The sequence below is a fragment of the Peptoniphilus lacydonensis genome (assembly GCF_900106515.1).
Classification (GTDB): Bacteria; Bacillota; Clostridia; order Tissierellales; family Peptoniphilaceae; genus Peptoniphilus_A; species Peptoniphilus_A lacydonensis.
This window is the reverse complement of record NZ_FNWF01000003.1, coordinates 352,467-378,078: the sequence shown is the minus strand read 5'-3', so window position 1 is coordinate 378,078 and position 25,612 is coordinate 352,467. Positions and strand designations below refer to the sequence as shown.

General features: G+C 29.8%; 22 protein-coding genes. 17 read left to right on the top strand and 5 right to left on the bottom strand.

Translation table 11 applies throughout. The features are described from left to right. Positions 1–58 precede the first annotated feature (58 nt). Positions 59–3,262 (bottom strand): carbamoyl-phosphate synthase large subunit, encoded by a 3,204-nt coding sequence (gene carB, locus BQ5450_RS03510; protein ID WP_071125998.1) that lies wholly within the window; start codon positions 3,260–3,262, stop codon positions 59–61. Between the two features lie 276 nt (positions 3,263–3,538). Here carB and BQ5450_RS03505 point away from each other — a divergent pair, with 276 nt between their 5' ends. From BQ5450_RS03505 to csaB, 5 genes are read left to right on the top strand one after another with little or no spacing between them, the layout of a single operon-like run. Next, positions 3,539–4,675, top strand: a complete 1,137-nt coding sequence (locus tag BQ5450_RS03505) for a glycosyltransferase family 4 protein (RefSeq protein ID WP_010244874.1) — start codon at positions 3,539–3,541, stop codon at positions 4,673–4,675. Then, positions 4,662–5,150, top strand: a complete 489-nt coding sequence (locus BQ5450_RS03500) for a DUF4330 domain-containing protein (protein ID WP_071125997.1) — start codon at positions 4,662–4,664, stop codon at positions 5,148–5,150. The genes BQ5450_RS03505 and BQ5450_RS03500 overlap by 14 nt, the downstream gene beginning before the upstream one ends. A gap of 1 nt (position 5,151) precedes the next feature. Next, positions 5,152–5,700 carry a hypothetical protein gene (locus BQ5450_RS03495; RefSeq protein ID WP_010244869.1) on the top strand — a complete coding sequence of 183 codons (549 nt, stop codon included), beginning with the start codon at positions 5,152–5,154 and terminating at the stop codon, positions 5,698–5,700. Then, positions 5,694–7,085: an O-antigen ligase family protein gene (locus BQ5450_RS03490; RefSeq protein ID WP_071125996.1), complete on the top strand. Its 1,392-nt coding sequence runs from the start codon at positions 5,694–5,696 to the stop codon at positions 7,083–7,085. Before BQ5450_RS03495 ends, BQ5450_RS03490 begins: the two co-directional genes overlap by 7 nt. Before the next feature lie 12 nt (positions 7,086–7,097). Further along, complete coding sequence (gene csaB, locus BQ5450_RS03485) at positions 7,098–8,192, top strand: polysaccharide pyruvyl transferase CsaB (RefSeq protein ID WP_071125995.1); 1,095 nt, start codon at positions 7,098–7,100, stop codon at positions 8,190–8,192. A gap of 82 nt (positions 8,193–8,274) precedes the next feature. Here the strand turns inward: csaB and BQ5450_RS03480 are convergent, their stop codons facing one another. Further along, positions 8,275–9,564: an alanyl-tRNA editing protein gene (locus BQ5450_RS03480; RefSeq protein WP_071125994.1), complete on the bottom strand. Its 1,290-nt coding sequence runs from the start codon at positions 9,562–9,564 to the stop codon at positions 8,275–8,277. Between the two features lie 75 nt (positions 9,565–9,639). Here BQ5450_RS03480 and BQ5450_RS03475 point away from each other — a divergent pair, with 75 nt between their 5' ends. The 3 genes from BQ5450_RS03475 to rpsT all read left to right on the top strand — a co-directional run bounded on the left by BQ5450_RS03475 (position 9,640) and on the right by rpsT (position 13,256). After that, positions 9,640–11,910, top strand: a complete 2,271-nt coding sequence (locus tag BQ5450_RS03475; protein WP_071125993.1) for a DNA internalization-related competence protein ComEC/Rec2 — start codon at positions 9,640–9,642, stop codon at positions 11,908–11,910. Then, entirely contained in the window at positions 11,882–12,910 is a 1,029-nt protein-coding gene (gene holA, locus BQ5450_RS03470) for a DNA polymerase III subunit delta (RefSeq protein WP_010244854.1), read from the top strand. Before BQ5450_RS03475 ends, holA begins: the two co-directional genes overlap by 29 nt. A gap of 67 nt (positions 12,911–12,977) precedes the next feature. Then, positions 12,978–13,256, top strand: coding sequence for a 30S ribosomal protein S20 (rpsT, locus tag BQ5450_RS03465; protein WP_010244851.1), 279 nt, complete (start codon positions 12,978–12,980; stop codon positions 13,254–13,256). Positions 13,257–13,335: 79 nt separating this feature from the next. Here the strand turns inward: rpsT and hemW are convergent, their stop codons facing one another. From hemW to lepB, 3 genes are read right to left on the bottom strand one after another with little or no spacing between them, the layout of a single operon-like run. Continuing rightward, positions 13,336–14,475: a radical SAM family heme chaperone HemW gene (hemW, locus tag BQ5450_RS03460; RefSeq protein ID WP_456107062.1), complete on the bottom strand. Its 1,140-nt coding sequence runs from the start codon at positions 14,473–14,475 to the stop codon at positions 13,336–13,338. Then, positions 14,462–16,273 carry a translation elongation factor 4 gene (gene lepA / locus BQ5450_RS03455; RefSeq protein WP_071125991.1) on the bottom strand — a complete coding sequence of 604 codons (1,812 nt, stop codon included), beginning with the start codon at positions 16,271–16,273 and terminating at the stop codon, positions 14,462–14,464. Before lepA ends, hemW begins: the two co-directional genes overlap by 14 nt. Before the next feature lie 55 nt (positions 16,274–16,328). Continuing rightward, positions 16,329–16,871 (bottom strand): signal peptidase I, encoded by a 543-nt coding sequence (lepB, locus tag BQ5450_RS03450; RefSeq protein WP_234346991.1) that lies wholly within the window; start codon positions 16,869–16,871, stop codon positions 16,329–16,331. Between the two features lie 238 nt (positions 16,872–17,109). On the opposite strand from lepB, the gene hrcA reads away from it, so the two are divergent. From hrcA to BQ5450_RS03405, 9 genes are all read left to right on the top strand, one after another. Next, complete coding sequence (gene hrcA, locus BQ5450_RS03445) at positions 17,110–18,132, top strand: heat-inducible transcriptional repressor HrcA (protein WP_071125989.1); 1,023 nt, start codon at positions 17,110–17,112, stop codon at positions 18,130–18,132. An 8-nt stretch (positions 18,133–18,140) separates the two neighbouring features. Further along, on the top strand, positions 18,141–18,683 hold the full coding sequence (gene grpE / locus BQ5450_RS03440) for a nucleotide exchange factor GrpE (protein ID WP_010244837.1): 543 nt from the start codon (positions 18,141–18,143) through the stop codon (positions 18,681–18,683). Positions 18,684–18,709: 26 nt separating this feature from the next. Next, entirely contained in the window at positions 18,710–20,539 is a 1,830-nt protein-coding gene (dnaK, locus tag BQ5450_RS03435) for a molecular chaperone DnaK (RefSeq protein ID WP_071125988.1), read from the top strand. Between the two features lie 141 nt (positions 20,540–20,680). Beyond that, positions 20,681–21,808 carry a molecular chaperone DnaJ gene (dnaJ, locus tag BQ5450_RS03430; protein WP_010244830.1) on the top strand — a complete coding sequence of 376 codons (1,128 nt, stop codon included), beginning with the start codon at positions 20,681–20,683 and terminating at the stop codon, positions 21,806–21,808. A 73-nt stretch (positions 21,809–21,881) separates the two neighbouring features. Beyond that, positions 21,882–22,790 (top strand): 50S ribosomal protein L11 methyltransferase, encoded by a 909-nt coding sequence (gene prmA / locus BQ5450_RS03425; RefSeq protein WP_010244827.1) that lies wholly within the window; start codon positions 21,882–21,884, stop codon positions 22,788–22,790. Next, positions 22,783–23,472, top strand: coding sequence for an RsmE family RNA methyltransferase (locus BQ5450_RS03420; RefSeq protein ID WP_010244824.1), 690 nt, complete (start codon positions 22,783–22,785; stop codon positions 23,470–23,472). The genes prmA and BQ5450_RS03420 overlap by 8 nt, the downstream gene beginning before the upstream one ends. Further along, positions 23,472–24,770: a tRNA (N(6)-L-threonylcarbamoyladenosine(37)-C(2))-methylthiotransferase MtaB gene (gene mtaB, locus BQ5450_RS03415; RefSeq protein ID WP_071125987.1), complete on the top strand. Its 1,299-nt coding sequence runs from the start codon at positions 23,472–23,474 to the stop codon at positions 24,768–24,770. Before BQ5450_RS03420 ends, mtaB begins: the two co-directional genes overlap by 1 nt. Continuing rightward, positions 24,771–25,154 (top strand): DUF1284 domain-containing protein, encoded by a 384-nt coding sequence (locus tag BQ5450_RS03410; RefSeq protein ID WP_010244818.1) that lies wholly within the window; start codon positions 24,771–24,773, stop codon positions 25,152–25,154. 1 nt (position 25,155) lies between these two features. Continuing rightward, complete coding sequence (locus BQ5450_RS03405; protein ID WP_071125986.1) at positions 25,156–25,494, top strand: histidine triad nucleotide-binding protein; 339 nt, start codon at positions 25,156–25,158, stop codon at positions 25,492–25,494. Positions 25,495–25,612 lie beyond the last annotated feature (118 nt).

Here is a 25,612-nt window from a genome sequence, read left to right as displayed (position 1 = left end):
ATAAAAAAAACGATACAATAAAAGTTTGCACCGTTTTTAAAAATATAAATTTTATAAATTAAAATTGTGAAATATCATATATATCCATATTTTCTTCGTGGAATTTTTTATTTTTTACAGCTACTCTGGCAGCAAGTGTATCAAGGCTTGTAACTATGTCAATTCCATATTCTGTTGCCATTCTTCTTATTTTAAAGCCATCTCTTGTAGAGTCGCCACCTCTTGTTGGTGTGTTAATTACTATGTCAATTTCTCCATTTCTTATTACATCTAAGATATTTGGTCTTGGATCATTTATTTTTCCAATTTCTCTTGCTTTAATTCCTTTTTCTTCTAGAAGTTTTGAAGTTCCCTTAGTTGCAATAAATTTGTAGCCCATCTCATTCATAGTTTTTGCAATTTCTAAAAATTCTTTTTTGTCATTGTCATTTACTGTCGCCAAAACTACTGGATCTTTATCTTCTATTGCAGAGCCTGATGCCAAAAATCCTTTAAATAGTGCTTCTTCAATATTTTTGCCAACGCCCAAAACTTCGCCAGTAGATTTCATTTCAGGTCCAAGAGAAATTTCTACACGATTTAATTTTGACATTGAAAATACTGGAACTTTTACAGCTACAAGATTAGGTTCTTTATATATTTCTATTCCATATCCAAGGTCAGATAATTTTTCGCCAAGCATAGTTTTTGTTGCAAGATCAACTATTGGCACGCCAGAAACTTTTGAAATATATGGCACAGTTCTTGATGCACGAGGATTTACTTCTATAATATATAGTTCATTTTTGTATTCAATGAACTGAATATTTATCATTCCTTTAACGTGAAGGGCTTTTGCAATTTTTTTAGTGTAGTCTAGGATTTTTTCTTTTATTTTATCAGAAATATTTATGCTTGGATAAATTGTAATTGAATCGCCAGAGTGAACTCCTGCTCTCTCAAGATGTTCCATAATTCCTGGGATTAAAACGTCTTTGCCATCTGATATTGCGTCAACTTCAATTTCACGACCTATTAAATACTTGTCAATTAAAACAGGATTTTCTGGGTCCCTTTCGAAGGCTCCCCTTAAATAAGTTGTAAGACTCTCTTCGTCGTAAGTTATTTGCATTCCTTGTCCACCAAGAACATAAGAAGGCCTTACAAGGAGAGGATAGCCAAGTTCTTTTGCAGCTTTTAGCCCTTCGTCCAAAGTGAAAACTCCATGGCCTTTTGGTCTATTTATATTTAATTCTTCAAGCATTTCGTCAAATTTTTCTCTGTCTTCTGCTCTGTCGATGTCTTCGAAATCTGTTCCCAAAATATTTATTTTTTGAGAGTGAAGATATTTTGCAAGTTTAATTGCAGTTTGACCACCAAAGGCAAGGATTACTCCCATTGGTTTTTCTATTTCAATAATACTTTTTACTTCTTCTTCAGTAAGTGGTTCGAAATACAATTTGTCTGATGTGTCAAAATCTGTTGAAACAGTTTCTGGGTTGTTATTAATAGTAATTGTTTCAATGCCAAGGTTTATAAGTGCTTTGATTGCGTGAACACTGCAATAGTCAAATTCAATTCCTTGACCAATTCTAATAGGACCAGATCCAATTACAATAATTTTTTTGTTGTCTGTAACAATATTTTCGTCATTTTTTTCATAAGTTGAGTAGTAATAAGCACCATTTTTTCTAAAAGGAGAAGTGTCAACTCTTCTATAATTAGGAATTATATTATTTTTTTCACGAAGTTCTATTATTTTATCAATGGAAACTTTAAGGGATTTTGCAATAGTTTTGTCGGAAAAGCCAAGTTTCTTTAATTTTGAAAGTTCTTCATTTGAAATTGTTTCAATTTTTAAATTTTTAAGATTTTCTTCTTCACGAACTATGTTCTCAATTTTTTCTAAGAAATAGAGGTCAATTCCAGTTATGTCGTGAATCATTTTAGTGGAAAGTCCACGTCTTATAATTTCTGCAACATCAAAGAGTCTTTCATCATCAGGAAATTTAATTCTCTTTTTAAGTTCTTCGGTAGTTCTATTTTCAGAAAATTTTGATTCAAGAGAAAATTTTGAAATTTCAAGAGATCTTATCCCCTTTAAAAGTGCTTCTTCAAAGGAAGAACCAATTGCCATGACTTCGCCAGTTGCCATCATCTTTGTACCAAGTTTTCTATTTGCAAATTTAAATTTATCAAAAGGCCATTTAGGAATTTTCACGACTACATAATTACACTTAGGTTCATAGTATTCAATACTTTCTCCAGTTGTTTCGTTTTTAATTTCAGAAAGATTTAGACCAAGTGCAATTTTTGTGGCAATTCTTGCAATTGGGTATCCAGTTGCCTTTGATGCAAGTGCAGATGAACGAGAAACTCTAGGATTTATTTCTATAACTGCGTATTCAAAAGTTTCAGGATTAAGTGCAAGTTGAACATTACAAGCTCCAACTACATTTACATTTTCTACAATATTAAGTGCAGCATTTTTTAGTTTTTGTAAAACATCTTTATCAAGACTTTGACAAGGAGCTACAACTATTGAATCACCAGTATGGACACCAACGGGGTCTACATTTTCCATGTCGCATACGATTATTTTTTTCCCCGAAGCATCTCTTATTACTTCAAATTCAATTTCCATCCAACCACGAATAGATTTTTCAAGAAGGCATTCATTTACTGGACTAAGAGATAGACCATGAGATAAAACTTCAACTAATTCTTCCTCATCATAGGCAAAGCCGCCACCAGTTCCGCCTAAAGTGTAAGCAGGTCTTATAACTAAAGGGTAGCCAATTTCTTTAGCAATTTTTTTGCCTTCTTCCAAAGTAGTTGCAATTTCAGATTCTATGATTGGTTCACCGATTTTTTTCATAGTATTTCTAAAGATATCCCTGTCTTCACCCTTTTTAATTGCTTCTATGTCAGTGCCAATAACTTTTATTCCATATTTATCTAAAATTCCATTTTCAGCAAGCTCGAGTGTCATATTTAGACCAGTTTGTCCACCCATCCCTGCAATAAGAGAGTCAGGCCTTTCTTTTTCAATAATTTTTTCTATAAAGGAAATAGTAATTGGTTCGATGTAGATTTTGTCTGCAACTTCCTTGTCAGTCATAATCGTAGCAGGATTTGAATTGACAAGAATAGTCTTAACACCATTTGCCTTTAGCGTTTCACAAGCTTGCGTACCTGAGTAGTCAAATTCAGCAGCTTGTCCAATTACAATTGGTCCAGATCCTATTACAAGTGTCTTTTTAATTTCATTATCTCTTGGCATTTTTTTCTCCTTTTTCGCATAAAAGATCAAACATTCCTAAAAATGGGCAAAAAAAATTTAAGGTATTAAATTTGCTCAAAAAAAAATCATGCACAAGGACATGATTTTATTCAGTCCTTGGACTGATTTTTTATTTTTTTATCTTTATCATTAAATCACTTTTTGAAAAAAAATGCAAGCATTTTAAAAAAATTTTTTCAAAAATTTCACAGAGTAAATAAGTATTCAAATTATAATAAATTTATTGTATACTTTAGAGAGTAAGGAGGAGAAGTTATGATAAAAGTTCTCCACTTAATTAGTGGCGGCGATACAGGAGGAGCAAAGACACATATCTTTACTCTGATGAAAGGTCTAAGTGGAAGAGTAGATACAAAGATAATTTGCTTTATAAAAGATACTTTTTATGCTGAAGCAAGGGAAGAGGGTATCGACATAGAAGTTTATCCACAGGAGAAAAGATCAGATCTTTCCGTTGTTTCTAAATTAAGTGACGAAATAAATAATGGAAACTATGATTTAGTTCACGCACATGGTGCTAGGGCTAATTTTATTGCCATGTTTTTAAAAAAGAAAATAAATGTTCCCATGGTTACGACAATACATTCAGACTATATGCTTGACTTCAAGGATAGTTTTTACAAAAATTTAATCTATACAACATTAAATAAAAGAGCACTAAAAAAATTTGACCATTATATATGTGTAAGTGATAATTTTAAAAAAATGTTAATTGATAGAGGTTTTGACAGAGATAAAATTCACGTTCTTTACAATGGAATTGAAACTGATGAAAAGATTGACTACATTCCTAAAGAAGTATTTTTGGAAAAATATAAAATAAATTACAATGGAGAGCTTTTAGTTGGAATAGCTGCAAGACTTGATAAAGTAAAGGATCATGAAACTTTTATAAAGGCCGCAAAGGAAACTTTAGAAGTAAATCCAGATATAATTTTTCTAATAGCAGGAGAAGGTGACGAGAGGAAAAACCTAGAAGAATTGGCAAGGGAATATAAAATAGATAAAAATATTTATTTTCTAGGTTTTGTAAAGGATAAGTATTCCTTTTTTAATGCAATAGATATAAATGTACTTACAAGTATTTCAGAGTCTTTTCCATATGTAATTTTGGAAGCAGCTCTTTTGAAAGTCCCAACAATTTCTACAAAAACTGGAGGAATATCTGAGATTGTAAAGGATGATGAAACAGGATATCTTTTTCCAGTAGGAAAGTACAAAGTTTTATCGAGATATATTCTAAGTCTTTATGACGATAGAAAATTATTGGAGAGTCTTGGAGAAAATATAAATAAAAGAGTAATAGAAAATTATTCTCATGTATCAATGGGGAATAGACAGTGTGAAATTTATGAAGAGATATTAAATGGAGGAAGTAATGAAGGTAATTGATAAAAAAGGAAGACTTTTTGGTCTAATTAATATTGTAGATTTAATAGTCTTAATTTTAATTATTGCACTTGTGTCTGTGGGAGTAAAAAGATTTGGAACAAAATCTGCTGTTGGTGAAGCTACTACTTCTAAGGGAGTAATTACAGCTGAGGTAAAAGATGTTAGAGATGTCACAGCAAATAATATTAAAGAAGGAGATCCAATTTACGATTATGACAAGGGAACTTATCTTGGAAAAATTGCAAAAGCGGAAGTTGAACCATATACAGACGAAACAGAATATCAAGGTAAATTTATAAATGCAGAAGTGCCAAATAAATACAGAGTTACTATGACAATTGATGCTGATATAAAAGAAACAGAAGATTTTTATCAAGTTGGCACAGAGCAAATAAGAATTGGACAAGAGATGAGAATAAAAAATAAAAAAGTAGCTGTATTTATGACGATACTTGGAGTAGAAGTAAAGAACTAAGGTGATCCATATTAATTCATTTACCATAAGGTTTTTAAATAAAATTCACCTTTTTTTAAGTGAATGTTATAAAGATTCATTTACTAAAAAAGTTAGAAATTTTATAACAAGACCAATAGAAAAAAATTTTGCAAATTCAAATACTAGAAAAGTCTTTGCCGGCGATAAAATTTTATTTGCAAATACTTTTATTTATAAAATTTACAGAGGATTTTTCAACTTAATAGAAAAATTTATGGGATTTCTGGGAAGAGTTTTTGTACCACTTATAAAAGATTCTTTCTTTTTAGGAGCTTTGCCAAAATCATTGGAATCTTTTGATGAAATAGCAGGAATAATATCAAACATAATGTTTTATTCAGGATTACTTACCCTTGTTATTTCAGTGGCATTAAAGGCAACACTAAAAATTCCAGTAGTTTTAACAATTTTGGGAATTTTATTGTCATTATTAAAAGGAAAATATATGGACATAATAAAGGGATCAAAAGTGTTAGAATTTTTTACAAGTTTTTTTAAATTAGATGAAGGTGGTGAAAACTGGTGGTAAGATCAAAAAAAATTAATTATATATTATTATCGGCAGTTTTTCTTTCATTAACTTATTATTTTTTTGGCACAAAAATTTTTTTGACAGCTTTTGTTGGAATTTGTGGAATATTACTTGTTATTTATGACATAAAAATAGGACTATTTGCAAGTGCATTTTTATATCCATTTGTGCCTGACGCACTTGGTCTTATAATGCTTCTTTCTATGGGATTTTTTGTACTGTTAAAGGCAATGCTTTACAAAGAAAATTTCTCGGTAACAGATATGGGCGTTCCCATTGGAATCTTTGCATTTATTGCTATTTTTTCCACAATAACTTCGATAGATCCATCGGGTTCAGTTCGTGACCTTGCACTAAATGCAGCTGGAATTTCCTTTGTGTTTGCTATGACAAATTCTATAAAGACAAAGAAAGATTTAAACACATTTGTATCAGTTCTTTTATTTTCCTCTCTTGTAGTTGCACTTCTTGGAGTATTTCAATATTTCACAGGAGTTGAAATGAGACCAGAATGGCTTGACACAGAAAATAATACAGATATTGCAGTGAGAGTTTATTCAGTATTTTTAAATCCAAATATTTTGGCAGAATATCTAGTTCTTATGACTCCATTGGCAGTTGGAATGACTTGGTACACAAAGAGCATGAGAAAAAAATTTTTATTTTTGGCATCGACAGCAGTTTTATTAATTTGCCTAGTTATGACACTTTCAAGAGGTGGATGGGTTGGTATAGCACTGGCAGCTCTTGCATTTGTACTCTTAGTTGACAAAAGGCTTATTTTAATTGCCATACCAATTGTATTAGGTGTATTCTACGCTTTGCCACAAAAAGTGTTAGACAGAATTATATCTATCGGTTCCACAGTAGATTCATCAAATTTATACAGAATAAAAATTTGGAAAATCACAAAAGACGTAATAAGAGATAATTTAATAGCAGGAGTTGGATTTGGGTATACACCTTTTAAAGAAACTTTTGAAAAATATATAAGAACTATGCCAATTTATCACGCACACAACACTTATTTAGAGGTTGCCGCAGAAATTGGGTTAATTGGATTTATATTTTTTATGCTATTGTTGTTCTCTGTACTTAAATACAACTATGTAAATTTAATTAAGTCAGAAGATAAGTATTACAGATATCTCGGAGCAGGGCTTTATGCCAGTATAATTGGTATCATGGGTCATGGACTTGTAGAACATTTTCTCTACATTCCAAGAATAATTTTCACATTTTGGATAATAATAGGAATTACAATGACGGCAATAAGAATAAAAAAGTCGGAAAGAGAAAAATCAAAAAATCTAGAAAATAAAACTTCAAAAAAGTTAGAATCAAAAGACAAAGATTTAGAAATAAAAATAATAGCAGAGTGATGGTTGAATGGTATGAAAAAAATTGTAGTATCAGGTTACTTTGGCTTTGATAACTCAGGTGATGATGCCATATTAAAAGCCATGGTAGAAGATTTTAAAAAATTAAATAAAGAAATAAAAATAACAGCACTTTCTAAAAATCCTGAGAAGACAAAAAAGATCTATGGCATAGATGCAGTAGATCGATTTTCAATACCTAAGCTTATAAAGACATTGAAAGAGTCAGATATATTGCTCTCAGGAGGAGGCTCGCTACTTCAAGATGTTACATCAACTAGGTCAATAATTTATTACCTGACAGTGATAAAAATTGCAAAGTTTTTTCATAAAAAAGTGTATGTATATGCCAATGGAATAGGTCCAATTGAAAAGAAAATAGGGAAATTATTGACAAGAAGAGTTTTAAATAAAGTTGATTACATCACACTTCGTGACGAACTGTCCTATGAGTTTGTAAAAGAACTTGGCGTCAAAAATGAAAATATAAAGGTGACATCAGATCCAGTTTTTACACTTAAATCAGAAGATGAGGATAGAGTTGCAGAAATTTTAAAAATAGAAAACATCGAGATAAAAGAAAATACCATAGGATTTTGTATAAGAGATTACAAAAAAGATGAATCAATAAAAGAAAAATTTGCAAAGGCCATAGACCTATTAATAGAAAGTGGTTATGATATTTTACTAGTGCCCTTTCATACACCAAGAGATAATGTCTATTCACAAGAAGTTGCAGAGAAGTGTGTGCATAAAGACAAAGTGAAACTCATAAAAAATACTTATTCGGCAGGCGAGCTAATGGGCATATTTAAAAAATTAGAATTATTAGCAGCAATGAGACTTCATTCTTTGATTTACGCAGCAAGTGTAAATCTTCCCATGGTTGGAATAATCTACGATCCAAAAGTAGAGGCAATGGTAAAAGAGCTTGGAATAAAAGAGTATGTAGACGTAGAAGATTTTTCTGCAGAAGAACTTTATGAAGAGATAAGAAAAGCCTTAAACTCGATAGAAGAGAGAAAGATAATTTTGGAAGAAGAAACTGAAAAAATGAGATCTGCATCCAAAGAAAATGTAGAAATAGCTATAAAACTTTTAGAAAAATAAAATTATTTAGACGACAATATTATGCCGTCTTTTTTTTATTAGAATACCCATGGTTGGAACGGGGATTCAGTTTAATTCATATTTATACTTCTCTTTTTATTTCTATTAAAAAACTTTCCATTATTCTAGTGATGTCTTTTTCTTTGCATTCTAGTTCTAACGTGAACATATTTCCAGTTCCTGTAAACTCAAAATGTTCTTTTAATTTTTTAAAAATTTTCTTCAAGTCAAAGTTTAGATTTTGAGAACGTAGAATTAAAATCTTTGACCTGTTTCCATTTTGAAGTCCGTAAATTTGGATGTAATTTTCTTCTTTTAATATGTGATTTGAAATTTCTCTTAATTCTTTTAAATTGACGTCTTTTAAAATCTTGTAGATGTAATTTATTCCAGAAACTTCTGTGGCGTATCTTTTGAAACTTTCTACTACTTGGTAAAATAGTGGAGATTTTTCAGGAGAAGTGTTATTTTTAATATTTCTAAAGTCTTTAATTGTAGGAATTTCATTTTCCTTTGAGTCTGTATTATTTTTTTCTTTTTCAAAAATTTTCTCGAGTTTAGGAAGTTTTTCAGTTTTAGGAAGTTTTTCTAAAGATTCAACTTTTTGAGCTTTTTCAAGATTTTTGTCTTTTGCAAAGTTATTTTCTCTAGATAAATTTTTTGATTTTAATTTTTTTATATCAGAAAAAACATCTTCGATACTGTCACTATTTAAATACATTTTAATATTATTTAAAAGATTTAGCGAATTTCTTGCTATTTTGTAGCCATTTTCTCCTGAAAAAATATTGAGCCTTATTGCCGAATTTATTTTGTCAACAGAAGTTATAAGCACAATTCCAATTTCACCAGTTCTTTTTAGAGATGGGCCGAAGTATTCTATATTAGCAAGCCTTTCTATAGAAATGTGATCTTCATAATTTGTGATTTCAAGATTTGAAAAAACTGCATAGTTTACTAGAGATTCAAGATTTTTTACTGTCATAAATTTAAAGTCTTTTGCTTCAATGTCAATGTAGGATGAATTTCTATTAACTTTGTAATTTAAAATTTTAAAATTTGTGTTTGCGTTTAAAAAATGTCTAACAAGGGCGTTTCCCAAGTTTTCTTGCATGAGTAAAAGCCTGTTTTTCCAATTTATTTCTAATTCTATTGAGTCTTTATCTTCTAAAAGCTTAATATAACTCCTGTTGCCAGATAAAAATTCTATAGGTTTTCCATTTATTTTCACTTCATCTCCACAGACTTTTTCATTTCCTAAAAAGAAAGGAACATCTTCTATTTTTCCATAATTTATACCATTGCGATTTATTTTATCAATTATTTGTAATTTGTAATTTTTTTTGTAAGGATTTTTGTATTTAGAATTCATAATTACCTCCTGTAATATATTATCATATTTCGTGGCTTCACGCTTTAAAAAGATATATAATAAAGAGGGGTCATAATGTATTTATTTTTTGCAGTAATTTTGGGAATTTTATTTTCAATTTACATAAAATCTTATTGGATAATTTCAATTATTTTAATTTTAATTTCCATTTTTATTTTGATTAATAAAGTGGATAAAAAGTTTTTGATATTTCCCTTAATTATTTTTTTAGTATTTTTAAATTTTAGTTTTAGAGATTATAAATTAAAGGATTTTTCAGGAGAAGTAACAGGTAAAGTTGTATATGCAAAGGAAAATAAATCTATTCTTAGAACTGATACTATTAATGGGAAAAAATATAGAACTAAAATTTTGTTTTATGAAAAGCTAGATAGAGGGGCAAATTATAAGATCAAAGGCAATTACAATTCTCCACTTCCTGCAATGAATTATGGTAATTTTGATTTTGAAAAAAATTATAAATCTCAGGGGATTTATTCTCTTGGAAAAATTGAAAGCATTAAAAAAGTTTATGATGCCAATTCTTTTTACAGATTTTCAAACTTTTTTATAGATAGATCAAAAAATATTTATGACAAAAATTTAAATAAGAGAAATTCAAATTTATTAAAGGGAGTTGTTCTTGCAGACAAGTCTTTTTTAGAAGATGAAGATATAGAAAATTTCGATACACTTGGGATTAATCATATTTTGGCTGTATCTGGTCTTCACATAGGTGTTCTTGCTGTATTTTTAAATTTTATTTTTCTAAAAATTACAAAAAACAAGAAGTTGACAGATATTTTTGTGATGGCAATAATTTTATTTTACATAGTTTCAATAGGGCTTCCAATATCTGCAATTCGTGCTTTTCTATTTTATATACTTTATAAAGCAAATTTTTATATGAGAATCGATTTTACGCCTAAAAAAGTTTTTTTCACAAGTCTTGGTATAATTTTATTTATAAATCCAATGGCAATTTATTCTATTTCACTGATTATGTCATATACTGCAATTTTTGGGATTATCTTTATTTTTCCAGCTTTAATTAGTAAGCTCTCTAGTAAGAGTATTTTTACAAAATCAATTGTCTGTACGGCTTCTGTACTTATTTCACTTTTTCCAATTTTAAATTATTATTTTTATGGAGTTTCCATTTTAGTTTTTATTGCAAACTTATTAATTGTGCCAATTTATTTTGTTATAATTTCTTTTGGATTCGTAATGGGTTTTGGAATTTTTCCATCTGTTGGAAAATTTTTAAATATTTTAATGGATGCAACTTATGGGATTGAAAGTATTTTTTCTTCAAAAGGGAGTATTTTTTTATCTTTAAAGTTTTTTAAATTGGAGTATATTTTTATATATTATTTGATTTTGATTGCAATTTTAAATAGAAATAAATTAAAAGAAATAATAAGACCAAATTTAAAGGTTATAGAAATTTATTTAATTTTTGTATTTTTTGTAGCAGTTCTTGGCGTTTTAAAAGATTACAATACTTATAATGAAAGGCACATTTATGTGGATCAAGGCGACTGCACAATTATAAGTATTCGTGGAAAAAATTATCTAGTAGACACAGGAGGTGCAAGATTTGAAAATAAAATTGCAGAAAAGTATTTGTTTTCCGCTTTAAATAATGCTGGAATTTCAAAAATTGATGGAGTTTTTATATCTCACTTTGATGAAGACCATTGTGGAAATTTAAGCAAATTATTGAAAAATTATGAGATAGATAATATTTTTATAAATCACTTGCCAAAAGATAGAGAAATTTTGAGAGATGCATCTAAGTTTTCAAAAATAATAATGCTTGAAAAGGGTGACAAAGTAAAAATTTGTGAAGACACTTATGCTGAAATTTTGTCCGATAAGGAAAATAGGAATAATGAAAATGACAATTCCATGGTGGTTCTTTTAAGTCACAAAGGTTTTAAAACTTTATATACTGGCGACATTTCAAAAGATGTTGAAGAAAAAATAAATACGAGGGTAGATTTGCTAAAGGTTTCTCACCATGGTTCAAAAACTTCCACAAGCGAGAAATTTTTGGAAAATACAAGTCCAAGATATGCAGTTATTTCTGCGGGAGCACATAATTCCTATGGACATCCGCACAAAGAAACTTTAGATAAGCTTAAAAAACATGATATTATATATTATGTCACATCGAGAGATGGTGAAATTGATTTTAAAATTTATAAAAGTAAATTAAATGTTAAGAAAAAATTAGAAAAAGAAGATTATAAATTTTACTTTTGTCTTGTGGTTTTAAATACAATTTTACTTTATATGGTAGCGAGGGAAAATTATGAATTACAAAAAGATTTACAAAGATAAAGAGCATAGTGGTGCATATTTATTTTATGGCAAAGAAAAATATTTAATTGAAAATGCAGTGATATATTTGATAAATAAATATGTAAAGGGTACAGAAGCTTTTAATTATACAAAATTTAAAGGCTCAGAGGTAAAACCAGAGGATATAATATCTGCTTGCGAAACTTATCCTGTCATGAACGAGAAAAAAATTGTGATTGTGCGTGATGTCTGCGATTTTTTAAGTGAAAACAATATTAAAAATTCATTTTACGATTTTTTGGACAATATTTCTGATTTTGTAATTTTAATTTTTTGGGATACTGCAAATATAAAAAAGACTACAAAATTTTATAAAGAATTTAAGAAAAAAGATAGGGACATAGAGTTTGGAAAATTGAGCCAAGTGGACTTAAATAATTTTGTAAAGGGATATTTTATAAGAAAGGGCAAAGAAATAGGGCCAAGTGAAACTTCTTTTTTTATTGCAGAAAGTGGTTATAATTCTAAAAATGAGGACATGAGCCTTTTAGATTTAAAAACGGAAATGGATAAGATCGTTTCTCTTTCAGGTGAAAAGAGAATAAAAAGAGATGATATTGAAAAGTCAATTACAGAAAATATTGACTCAAATATTTTTAAATTTTTAGATGCAATGATGAATAGAAATAGCGAAAGAGCAATAATTGAGTTAAATAATCTATACAAATTAAATGAGCCAAGTTTAAAAATTTTTACAATGATAATTAGGCAAGTTAAAAATTTTCTTTCCTACAAAATACTTTCAGTAAAGAAAATGAGTCAAAGCGAAATTATTAGAAAAATGGACGTAAAAAAATATGAATATGGAAAAATTCAAAGCACACATAGAAATTTTACTAAAGAATTTTTGACAAACTTTTATGAAGAACTTATAGATGCAGACCAAATGTTAAAAACATCTTCTATTGACGAAAAAATTATTATGGAAACTTTGGTAATTAAGTATTGCAATGATTTTAATTTCTCTCACAGATGTTAAAAATGCCCTTGCAATCAATGTAAATTCGTGGTAAAATAGCAAAAGCGTTAATTGTGGAGGTGAAATAATGGCAAATATAAAATCAGCAATTAAAAGAATTGATGTAGCAAAAAGAAATTCTGATAACAATAAACCAGTTAGAACAGAAATGAAAAATGCAATTAGAAATTTTAATAAAGCTATTGATGAAGATAGAATTGATGATGCAAAGGAACTTTTAATCGTTGCAGATAAAAAATTAAAGAAAGCTGCTAATAAAAATATAATTCATAAAAATCAAGCTTCTAGAAAGCTAAGTCGACTAGCTAAGAAGTTAAATGATAAGACAGCTGAAATGGCTAACTAAGAGAAATTTTCCCGGGAAAGTTTCTCTCTTTTTTTTTAAGATAAAGGGGTAGATGATTTACCTACCTCTTATTTTTACTTTATCTGAAAAAATTAAGCTCCACTTGATTTGATAAATCTCGTCCCTTTTTTGTTAAATAAATTCTATTTTCTTTTAATTCAATTAATCCTAATTCGATATTTTTTTCAATTTCATTTTTATAGAACCTTATAAAATTTTCTTCAAATCTTAAATCAAATTCATCTAAGCTAATCCCACAGTTGAGTCTTAGTCCCATCATTATAAACTCGTTCATTCGATCCTTTTTTGATAAATTTTCAAAAAAATCTATTGGTTTTTCATTTTTATCTATTGAGTCGAAATAGTTTTTAAAATGAAAAGTATTTGTATATCTAAGATTTCCAACACTAGATGAAGAACTTAATCCAAAGGAAATATAATCTTTTAGTTTCCAATAATTTAAATTGTGTCTACACTCATATCCATTTTTGGAAAAATTTGAAATTTCATATTGATTTATCTCTAATTTTGAAAGAGAATAAGTCATATAATGGTACATTTTTCTATCTTCATCTTCTGTGGGAAAAGATAGAGGACTTTTTTTATGCATTTCGTAAAGCTGGGTATCTTCTTCTAAAATTAGTGAATAATAAGATGTGTGAGGAATTTTTAGTTCTTCTATGCAATTAATTGATTTTTCTATATCAGAAAATTTTTGGTGAGGAAGTGCAAGCATCAGATCTAAATTTATATTTTTAAATCCAGCAGATTTTGCATTTTCAACTGCATTATAAATGTCAGAAGATTTGTGAATTCTTCCAATTTCTTTTAAAATTTTGTCGTTGAAGGATTGAGCACCAATAGATATTCTATTAATTCCGCTTTCAAAATAAATTTTTGTCTTTTCACTTGTAAGAGAATTTGGATTTGATTCAATGGTAATTTCAATATTTTCTGAAAATTCAAAATTTTTTAAAATTTTTAAAATCCTCACAATAAATTTTGCATCAACAGAAGTTGGGGTTCCGCCTCCAATAAAAATAGTGTCAATTATTTTATTTTTTAAAAAATTTTCATATAATTTTATTTCTCTTTCTAAATATAAAAAATATTTTTCAACATTTTCTCTATTTAAAAGAGAAGAGCAGAAGTCACAATAGTGACATCTACTCTCGCAAAATGGTATGTGAATATAAATCGAAATCTTATTTTTCTTCATCATATTTTAAAACTGACAAGAAAGCATCTTGTGGAATATCAACATTTCCAACAGTACGCATTCTCTTTTTTCCTTCCTTTTGTTTTTCAAGAAGTTTTCTTTTTCTCGTAATATCTCCGCCATAACATTTTGCAAGAACATCTTTTCTAAGGGCACGAATAGTTTCCCTTGCAATAATTTTGTTGCCTATGGCAGCTTGAATTGGCACTGCAAATTGGTGCCTTGGAATTACATCTTTTAATTTTTCGCAGACTTTTCTTGCACGAGTGTAGGCATTTGATTCATGGACAATTAATGAGAAGGCATCTACGAGTTCTTCGTTTATTAGGATATCAAGTTTTACAAGATCAGATTTTTCGTAGCCAATTAATTCATAATCGTAGGATGCGTAGCCACGAGTTTTTGATTTTAAAGCATCAAAAAAATCGTAAATGACTTCGTTTAGTGGCATGTGATAAGTTATAAGTGCTCTTGTTTCTTCGAGATACTGCATATCCTTAAAGATACCACGCCTATTTTGGCAAAGCTCCATAACTTGACCTACGTAATCTGTTGGTGTCATAATTTCTGCTTTTACAATTGGTTCTTCCATGTATTCAATTTCATTTTGGTCAGGAAGATTTGATGGATTTTGAATAGAAATCATTGTTCTATCTTTTTTCATAACATTGTAAATAACAGAAGGGGCTGTCGTGACAATATTTAAATTAAATTCTCTTTCAAGCCTTTCTTGAATAATTTCCATGTGAAGAAGTCCCAAGAATCCACACCTAAATCCAAAACCAAGAGCGACAGAAGTTTCTGCCTCAAAGTCAAGGGCTGCATCATTTACTTGCAATTTTTCTAATGCTTCACGGACGTTATTATACTCTTCTCCTTCGCCAGGATAGACCCCGCAGAATACCATTGGAACAACTTTTTTGTAGCCAGGCATTGGTTCTGAAGTTTTATTATTTTTAAGAGTTATTGTGTCGCCAACTCTTGCATCTTTTACATTCTTAATTGAAGCTGTTATATAACCAACTTCGCCAGCACTTAGCGAGTCAAGGGCTATATGACCATTTGATGTCACACCAACTTCTACTACTTCAAAAGTTTTTCCAGTTGCCATCATAAGTATTTCATCGCCAGGTTTCACAGAACCATCAATTATTCTAACATGACATACTACACCTCTGTAAGAGTCGTAAATGGAATCAAAAATAAGTGCTTTTAGAGGTGCATCGTGATCGCCACTTGGTGCAGGAACTTTATCCACAATTTCATGAAGCACATCTTCTATTCCTATCCCTTCTTTTGCAGAAATAAGAGGAATGCCTTCTGTTTCAATTCCAATTATATCTTCTATTTCTTCTTTTATTTCATCAGGTCTTGCACTTGGAAGATCAATTTTATTTATTACTGGAACAAGTTCAAGATCTTGATCAATGGCAAGATATACATTGGCAAGAGTTTGTGCTTCAACACCTTGTGCAGCATCAACAACTACAATCGCACCTTCGCAAGCTGCAAGAGAGCGGGAAACTTCGTAGTTAAAATCAACATGACCAGGAGTGTCTATTAAATTAAAAATGTATTCTTCTCCATCTCTGTCATCTTTATAAATAAGTCTTATTGCCTTTAGTTTAATTGTGATTCCCCTCTCACGCTCAAGTTCCATTGAATCCAAGACTTGTTCGTCCATTTCTCTTTTTGTTAACATTCCTGTAGATTCAATAAGTCTGTCGGCAAGAGTAGATTTTCCGTGGTCAATATGTGCAATTATTGAAAAATTTCTAATATTTTTTTGATTTCTCAAATTATACCTCCAAAGTTCTAGGGGATTTTATCTATTAAATAAATATAAAATTTTATTAATTTTTATTTTTACTTTCAAGTTCAAGGGATCCTTTGTCTTTAACAGGGAACATTCTATATACAGCAGCAGATTTAATTCTTTTTTTATTAATTGGGCCGAAGTATCTGGAGTCAACGCTCATCTTAGGAAGTCTATTGTCGCCCATAACGAAGTACTCATCTTCTTTGAGAGTTAATTTTTCTATTGAGGACTCAGTATAATCACTTGAAGTATAATTTTCTTCTAGGACTTTTCCATTTAAAATAACTTTTCCATCTTTAAATTCAATAGTGTCGCCACCTTTTGCTATAATTCTCTTGATATAATTTCTACTATCATTGGGTGCATCAATTACAACAATTTCACCACGAGGAAGATCTTTAAATCTTTTATAGGAAAGGCAAATTAATTTGTCTTTTTCATTTAAAGTTGGATTCATAGATTCTCCATTTACAACAGCTATATTAAAAATAAAGTTTCTAACAAAAAGTGCAATTAAAACTGCAATTACAATTGTAAGAACAAAGGATAGTGTTTCATTTTTTTTCAAAGTAATCATCTCCAAATATTAATTTTAACACAAAGAGAGTGAAGATTGGAAAAATTTTTAAGTTTAATAAATAAATGTATTTTAAAAAATTTGAATTTAATTTTTGTAAGAAATTTATTTTGATTTAGAAAAAGAAAGATAAAATAAAAAAAATTTTAAAATTCCTTGACAAAGTTACAAGGAGGGAGTACTATATATGTAAGTTAGCACTCGATACAAATGAGTGCTAACAAAAAGGAGGAAAATTATGGATGATCGTAAAATGAATATTTTAAATGCCATAATTGAAGCATATATTGATATGCCTACTCCCGTCGGTTCCAGAACTCTTTCCAAGGAGTACAATCTAGGAGTGAGTTCTGCGACTATAAGAAATGAAATGGCAGATCTTGAAGACCTTGGTTTTTTAAATAAGCCTCATCAATCAGCAGGAAGAATTCCTTCCGACAAGGCTTATAGATTTTATGTTGATGAAATTTTTAAAAATTTTAGTACTTTTCACGACATGGAAGCATCACTTAAAATCAAGGATAAAATTTTATATAATTCAAGCAATTTAGAAGATTTTTATAAAAACACTGTGAGTTTACTTGCCAGCATTAGCAATTGCACTGCATATTTAATTGCACCAGAAAAAGCTGACAAAAAAATAAAAAGGCTCACTCTTGTAAAAATTGATGAAAAAACTGCGCTCCTTGTCTTAATAGGAGATAGAGGAGTTATGGAAAGATATTTTCTAGACATAGAAAATATTCCCAATGATGATTTTTATTATATTGAGAGAGTTTTAAATGAGAAAGTTTCAGGAATTGATTTTGATAAGATTGAATCGTTAAAGATTTCTCTTTCTGATAATATGGTAAGACATGCAGCTTTTATTTCAAATATTATAAAAATTGCAAGTAATTTTAATAAAAAAGTATCTTCCATTGAGATTTATTATGACGGCCTCACTAATATTTTGAATTTTGATGAATACAAAGATCTTGAGAAAGCTAAAGATTTTATGAATTTAGTTGAGGACAGAGATAGTTTATTTCAAATTCTAAAAGAGGATAACTTTACAAGTGATGTTGAGGTTATTATTGGTTCAGAAAATAGTGCCAATCTTATGAAAGAGAATACTATTATAAGAGCACCCTTTACTACAAGTTATGGAATTTATGGGAGCATTGGTCTTATTGGACCTGTTAGAATTGACTATATGAGATTGGTTAAAGTCGTAAAAGTTTTTAGCGATGCTGTTAAAAGTGGATTAGAAGAAATGTGAGGGAGTACATGACAAATGATGATATAAAAAAAGAAGATGTTTTAGATGAAGAAAATTTAGAAAAAGATGAAACAGAAGAAATAGAAAACGAAGAAGGTTCTGAAGAAGTAAAAGAAGAAGCTTCAGATGAAGATGAAAAATATAAAAATTTAATGGACAAATTTATGAGACTTCAAGCCGACTTTTCAAATTATAAGAGGAGGACTGAAACTCAAAAATCTGAGTTTGTTGAACTTGGTGTAAAAAAAATAGTAAATGATTTACTTCCTGTTATTGACAATTTTGAAAGAGCTATGGATTCTATTGGTGATAAGGATTCAACTTATGACGGGATAAGAATGATAAAAGATCAACTTACTGATGTTCTTAAGAACGAAGGTATAGTAGAAATGAAAGCACTGGGCGAAGAATTCGACCCAATGTATCACCATGCAGTGCTAACTGAAGATTCTGATGAATATGAAAGTGGCTATGTAATTGAAGTTTTACAAAAAGGTTATTTAATTGATGATAAGACGTTAAGACCAGCAATGGTTAAGGTTTCACAATAATTTAGTTTATTTAGGAGGAAATTTAAATGGGAAAAATAATTGGTATTGATTTAGGAACAACTAACTCTGCAGTAGCAGTAATGGAAGGTGGAGACTCTGTAATAATTCCAAATATAGAAGGTAATAGAACTACTCCATCTGTTGTAGCTTTCACAAAAGATGGCGAAAGATTAGTAGGAGAAACTGCTAAAAGACAAGCTATAACAAATCCAGATAGAACTGTTTCTTCAATTAAAAGACACATGGGTTCTGATTTTAATGTAAAAATAGATTCAAAAACTTATACACCACAAGATATTTCAGCAATGATTTTACAAAAATTAAAATCTGATGCAGAATCCTATCTTGGAGAAAAAATTACAGAAGCTGTTATAACTGTTCCAGCTTATTTTACAGATGCTCAAAGACAAGCAACTAAAGACGCAGGAAGAATTGCAGGACTTGATGTAAAGAGAATTGTAAATGAACCAACTGCAGCAGCTCTTGCTTATGGAGAAGATAAAGATGGCAAGGCACAAACTGTTATGGTATATGACCTTGGCGGTGGTACTTTTGACGTTTCAATTCTTGAACTTTCTGATGGAGTTTTTGAAGTACACGCAACTCGTGGGAACAATAAACTTGGTGGAGATGACTTTGACAATAGATTAATTGATTATATTGCAGAAGAATTCAAAAAAGAAAATGGTGTTGATTTAAAAGCTGATAAGATGAGTCTTCAAAGATTAAAAGAAGCAGCTGAAAAAGCTAAGAAGGAACTTTCTTCTACAATGTCAACAAATATAAATCTTCCATTTATTACAGCTTCAGCATCTGGTCCACTTCACTTAAATATGGATATAACTCGTTCTAAGTTTGATGAACTTACTGCTGATTTGGTTAAAATGACTGAAGGACCTGTTAAAGATGCTTTAAAAGATGCAGGACTTTCTGCAAATGATATAGATAAAGTTCTTTTAGTTGGTGGTTCAACAAGAATCCCAGCAGTACAAGAATGTATTAAAAAATTAACTGGAAAACAACCACAAAAAGATATTAACCCAGATGAATGTGTCGCTCTTGGTGCAGCTATTCAAGGTGGAGTTCTTTCAGGAGATGTAAAAGATTTATTACTACTTGATGTAACACCACTTTCCCTTGGAATTGAAACAATGGGTAATATTACAACAAGACTTATTGAAAGAAATACAACTATTCCAACTAAGAAGTCACAAGTTTTTACAACTGCAGCAGACAATCAAACGTCTGTAGAAATTCACGTACTTCAAGGCGAAAGACAAATGGCAAAGGACAATGTTACTCTTGGAAGATTTACGCTTGATGGAATTGCTCCAGCAAGAAGAGGAGTTCCACAAATTGAAGTAACATTTGATATTGACGCAAATGGTATTGTAAATGTAAATGCAAAAGATCTTGGAACAGGTAAGGAACAACATATTACAATCACATCTTCTACTAACTTAAATGAAGAAGAAATTGAAAAGAAAGTTAAAGAAGCTGAAATGTATGCACAAGAAGACGCTAAGAAAAAGGATCTAATCGAAGCTAAGAACAATGCCGATTCAATGATTTATCAATCAGAAAATACTTTGAAAGATGTTGAAGGAAAGATCTCTGATGCAGATAAAAATAAAATTGAAGAAGCAATTAAAGGTCTTAAAGATGTAAAAGATGGCGAAGATTTAGAAGCTATAAAATCTAAGACAGAAGAACTTACTCAAGCTTTCTATTCAATTTCTGAAGAAATTTACAAGCAACAACAAGAACAAGCAGGAGAAACTGGAGCAGATAATTCAAATCAAGACGATGATGTAGTTGATGCTGACTATGAAGTTGTAGATGACGACGAAGAATAATAATTAAATAAAATTGTTGCAGTTTCGGCTGCAACTTTTTTTATGTAATATTTTATGTTTTAAAATTAATGAATAACTAAAATAAATATGCTTTATTTTTTTTACGATTTATATTAGAATATAAAACTATTGAGGTGGAAGATGAGAAATTTTTATGAGATTCTTGAAGTTGAAAAAAATGCAAACAAAGATGATTTAAAAAAATCCTATAAAAAACTTGCAAAAAAATATCACCCAGACTTAAATCCAGGGGACGAAGTGGCAGAGGCAAAGTTTAAAGAGATTTCCTATGCTTATGAAGTTCTTTCTGACGATGAAAAAAGACAAATTTATGATGTCTATGGAGAAGAAGGACTTAAAGGAAATATGGGTGCTGGTGGAAGCGGCTTTGGTGGCTTCTCTGATATTTTTGATGATATATTTGATATTTTTGGCGGATCAAAATCTAGTCGATATGATTCTAGAAGTAGAAAAGATATGCCTAGAAAGGGGCCTGACACTAGAGTTGATGTAACACTTGATTTTTTTGAAGCAATCTTTGGCGCTGAAAAAGAAATTTCTGTAAAAGTACAAGAGGAATGTGAACACTGTCACGGAAGCAAAATGGAACCCGGAACAGAAAAACATGAATGTGACAAGTGTCATGGTACTGGTGAAGTTACTTCAGAACAAAACACTCCTTTTGGAAGATTTGTTAGAACTTCAACTTGTGACAAATGTGATGGAACAGGTGAAGTAATTGAAAAGCCATGTAAAGTTTGCCATGGTAAGGGAAAAGTTTCGAAGAGCAAAAAATTAAAAGTAAAAATTCCCAAAGGTGTGGACTCTGGAAATATTATTTCTTTAAAAGGACAAGGTTCTGTTGGAGAAAATGGCGGAGAAAATGGAGATGTGTTTGTTTATATTAGAGTTAGATCTGATGCAGTCTTTAAAAGAGAAGGAAACGATATTTATTTAAATGTGCCAATATCTTATCCAGATGCAGTTCTTGGAGCTACAATTAAAGTTCCTACACTAAAAAAACTTGTTGATTATGATATTCCAAAGGGCACAACTGGTGGAACAGTCTTTAGGCTAAAAGGCGAAGGAGTTCCTTATGTCAATAGAGAAAATCAAAGAGGAGATTTGTTCTTTAAAGTAGATATAATTATTCCAAAAAAAGTTACAGAAGAGCAAAAGAAACTTTTGGAAGAATTAAGAGAAACTGAAACAGAAGTTGAAGAACATAAAAAGACATTTTTAGACAAGTTAAAGGGTTTATTTGATTAATGCGGATCTTTGATTCGCATTTTTTAAATTGTATAAAAATTTGAGGTAATATATAATTAAAAAAGGTGATTAGATGAAATACATTGAAATGACAATAAATACATCAAAAGATAAAAAAAATTTAATAGAAGGAATCCTTTTTGACTACGGAATTTATAACTGCGAAGAAGTTTCTAGTGATTTAGTTGACGAACTAGATCAAAATGAAAAAGATTGGGACTTTATAGACTATCCTCTTATAAATTTAGGCGAGAATATTTTTGCATTAAAAGTTTATCCAGAAAATATTTCCGATGCAAAGAAATTAAAAATTGAACTTGAAGAAAAAAAACTTGGACAATGTATTGTTGAAGAAAAGGATGATGAAGATTGGGCAAACAATTGGAAAAAATATTATAAACCATTAGAAATTGGAAAAAAGATTGCAATTGTACCAGAATGGGAAGATTACGAAAACAAAGGAAATAGAGAAATTATAAAAATAAACCCTGGGATGGCTTTTGGAACGGGGACTCACGAATCTACTTATATGTGCCTTGAACTTTTAGAAAAATATGTGCGTGATGGGGATGAAATTTTTGACATAGGTTGTGGTTCGGGCATACTTGCCATTGCATCATTAAAACTTGGAGCAAAAAAAGCTCTTGCTATTGATATTGATGAAAAATGTATTGATGCTTCTTTTGAAAATGCGAAATTAAATAATTTAGAAGATAAAATTGAAATTAAAAAAGGCAATCTCTTAGATGTTGTAAAGGGTAGAGCTGATTTAATTGTTTCAAATATTATTGCAGAAATAATTGTAGATGAAATTAAAAATTTAAAGAATCATATGGATAGTGGTGGAATTTTTATAACATCAGGAATTATAAAAGAGAGAAGACAAATGGTAATTGACGCTCTTGCTGAAAATGGATTTGACATTATTGATGAACTTGAAAAAAATAATTGGGTTGCAATTGTGGGAAAATTAAATGTATAGATTTTTTGAAAATAGAAATTTTGAGGAAAATACAGATTTAAAAGAGGAAACAATCCATCATTTAAAAAATGTAATTAGGGTAGAAGATGGAGAAGAGTTTCAAGTTGTCTTTGATGATGGGATTTTTTCCTTTGCATATTTTAATGGAAAGATTAAAAAGATTGGAAAAGTGAAAAAAAATAATGAGTCGAAGGTGCATCTGTCACTTTTCTTTGGAGTTTTGAAAAATAATAAGTCAGAAGATGTGTTGAGACATGCAACAGAAATAGGAGTAAGTGATTTTTATCCTGTTTTAATGGATAGAAGTGTTTCAGATATTTCAAAAAAGAAGGAAAAGAAGAAAGAAAGATACCAGAAAATTGTGGAGTCTGCGGCGAAACAGTCAAAGAGAGATATTATTCCTATGGTTCATGATATAATAAAAAGTGAAGATATATTAAATTTTGATGGGGATCTTGTACTCTGTTATGAGGATGAAAAAAGAACACAACTTGGAGAAATTATACCAAAGCTTTCTAACAAAATTGGACTTGTAATTGGACCAGAAGGTGGAATATCAAATAGAGAACTTGAAATTTTAAAAGATGTAAAAAAGGTTGGTCTTGGAAGCAGAATTTTGCGTGCAGAAACAGCGGCAATTGTGACATCTTTTTATATAATACACGCAAAGGAGTGTGAGTAATGGCAAAAACTTTTTCAATTTTAACTCTTGGTTGCAAAGTAAATCAATATGAATCAGAAGCAATGAGCGAACTTTTTGAAAAAAGAGGTTACAAGGAAGTTGATAATGACGAATTTAGCGACGTATATATTGTAAATACTTGCACAGTTACAAATTTGTCAGATAGAAAATCAAGACAATTTATTAGAAAATCAAAAAAGAAAAATCCTGATTCTGTTGTGGCAGTTGTAGGTTGCTATTCACAAGTTAGCCCTGAAGAAGTTAAAAATATTGAAGGCGTTGATGTTGTAATAGGGACTACTGAGAGGAATAAAATCGTAGATTTAATTGAGGAGTTTAAAGATTCTCACAAAAAAATAAATATTGTAAAAGATTTAAAAGATGTACGTGAATTTGCAAATACTACGAACTTTGATAACAACAATAGAACTAGAGCTTACATGAAAGTGCAAGACGGGTGTAACAGATTCTGCACTTATTGCATAATACCATTTGCAAGAGGCCCAATTAGGTCAAGAGAGATAGACGATGCAGTGAGAGAAGCTAGGATTCTTGCTGACAATGGTTTTAAAGAAATTGTGTTAACTGGAATTCACATTGGATCCTTTGGAATGGATATGGGTGATATGAGATTAATTGATTTAATTGAAAATATTGCAGAGATTGATGGAATTAAAAGAATCAGACTTTCTTCAGTTGAACCGATAATTATCACAGATGAATTTATGGAAAGATCTTTAAAAACAGAAAAATTATGTGATCACTTTCATTTGTCATTACAAAGCGGTTCAAATAATATTTTAAAGGCTATGAATAGACGCTACACTCGTGAAGAATATATTGAAAAGGCAAATATAATTAGAAAATATATGCCTTATGCAGGACTTACTACTGATATTATAGTTGGATTTCCTGGAGAGAGCGAAGAAGATTTTGAAGATTCAATGAGTATTGTAAGAAAAGTTGGTTTTTCAAGGATTCACGTCTTTAAATATTCTAAGAGAAAAAATACAAAGGCTGCTGCAATGAAAAACCAAATTGACGGCAATATTAAAAAGGAAAGATCGGAAAAATTAATTGCTCTGGGAGAAGAATATCAAAAAATCTTTGAGAGAGAAAATATGAAGACTCCAAAGTCAGTTTTATTTGAAGAAGAACATGACAAAGAGTATTATGGATACACAACAAATTACATCAGAGTAAAAGCAAATAGTGATATTGACATTAAAAATAAAATAAAAAATGTAAAAATTTTGGACACTGGTGAGATTGCAAATTGTGAAATAATTGGTGATTAAATGTTAAAGATAAGGGCTCATCACATAATGTGTACAAAAAATTTTGTTGGTGAAGGTTATAGCGATGATTTTTCGAAAAATATGACTGAAATTATAAAAAAATTGCAAGAAAATCCTAAAGTTATGTTAATAAAAGATCTTGATGATATTTGTAAAAATTGTCCAGATAATCTTGGAAAAGTTTGTAAGGAAGATGAAAAAGTAAAATATTACGACCAAAAAATTTTAGAAATTTTAAACTTAAATGAAAATGAAATTTATTCATGGATAGACATTAGAAGAGCTTCCTGTGATATAATATTTAAAAAGGATAATCGTGAAATGATTTGTGGAGATTGTCAGTGGAATAATCTTTGCAAAGATGTTGAATTGAAAAGGAGGTAGCATGGACTGTTTATTTTGTAAAATAATTAATGGAGAAATTCCTTCGGAAAAACTTTATGAGGATGAACTTGTATATGTATTTAGAGATATAGACCCTAAGGCACCTACACATTTTTTAATTGTGCCAAAAGAACACATTCCTTCAGCAGATAATTTAGAAGAAAGACATAAAGATTTAATTGGTCATGTATTTTTAGTAGCAAAAAAGATTTGTGCAGAAGAAGGATTAACTAAGGGATATAGAATTGTAAATAATTGTAAAGAAGACGGGGGACAGACAGTAGAACATCTTCACTTTCATGTTCTTGGAGGAAGAAGTTTAAATTGGCCACCAGGTTGATAAAAATAAAAATATAGACTAAAGCTATGGGAAAACTCATAGCTTTTTTATTGCCTTTGTTGAAAATAATATGCAATATTATTATAATGAAAACATATATAATGTAAAAATTTTTTAA

Coding starts and splice junctions, on each gene's coding strand:
- carB (WP_071125998.1), bottom strand. CDS start 3,262: ATGCCAAGAGATAATGAAATTAAAAAGACACTTGTAATAGGATCTGGA.
- BQ5450_RS03505 (WP_010244874.1), top strand. CDS start 3,539: ATGATAAAAGTTCTCCACTTAATTAGTGGCGGCGATACAGGAGGAGCA.
- BQ5450_RS03500 (WP_071125997.1), top strand. CDS start 4,662: ATGAAGGTAATTGATAAAAAAGGAAGACTTTTTGGTCTAATTAATATT.
- csaB (WP_071125995.1), top strand. CDS start 7,098: ATGAAAAAAATTGTAGTATCAGGTTACTTTGGCTTTGATAACTCAGGT.
- BQ5450_RS03480 (WP_071125994.1), bottom strand. CDS start 9,564: ATGAATTCTAAATACAAAAATCCTTACAAAAAAAATTACAAATTACAA.
- BQ5450_RS03475 (WP_071125993.1), top strand. CDS start 9,640: ATGTATTTATTTTTTGCAGTAATTTTGGGAATTTTATTTTCAATTTAC.
- holA (WP_010244854.1), top strand. CDS start 11,882: ATGAATTACAAAAAGATTTACAAAGATAAAGAGCATAGTGGTGCATAT.
- rpsT (WP_010244851.1), top strand. CDS start 12,978: ATGGCAAATATAAAATCAGCAATTAAAAGAATTGATGTAGCAAAAAGA.
- hemW (WP_456107062.1), bottom strand. CDS start 14,475: ATGAAGAAAAATAAGATTTCGATTTATATTCACATACCATTTTGCGAG.
- lepB (WP_234346991.1), bottom strand. CDS start 16,871: ATGATTACTTTGAAAAAAAATGAAACACTATCCTTTGTTCTTACAATT.
- hrcA (WP_071125989.1), top strand. CDS start 17,110: ATGGATGATCGTAAAATGAATATTTTAAATGCCATAATTGAAGCATAT.
- grpE (WP_010244837.1), top strand. CDS start 18,141: ATGACAAATGATGATATAAAAAAAGAAGATGTTTTAGATGAAGAAAAT.
- dnaK (WP_071125988.1), top strand. CDS start 18,710: ATGGGAAAAATAATTGGTATTGATTTAGGAACAACTAACTCTGCAGTA.
- dnaJ (WP_010244830.1), top strand. CDS start 20,681: ATGAGAAATTTTTATGAGATTCTTGAAGTTGAAAAAAATGCAAACAAA.
- prmA (WP_010244827.1), top strand. CDS start 21,882: ATGAAATACATTGAAATGACAATAAATACATCAAAAGATAAAAAAAAT.
- BQ5450_RS03420 (WP_010244824.1), top strand. CDS start 22,783: ATGTATAGATTTTTTGAAAATAGAAATTTTGAGGAAAATACAGATTTA.
- mtaB (WP_071125987.1), top strand. CDS start 23,472: ATGGCAAAAACTTTTTCAATTTTAACTCTTGGTTGCAAAGTAAATCAA.
- BQ5450_RS03410 (WP_010244818.1), top strand. CDS start 24,771: ATGTTAAAGATAAGGGCTCATCACATAATGTGTACAAAAAATTTTGTT.
- BQ5450_RS03405 (WP_071125986.1), top strand. CDS start 25,156: ATGGACTGTTTATTTTGTAAAATAATTAATGGAGAAATTCCTTCGGAA.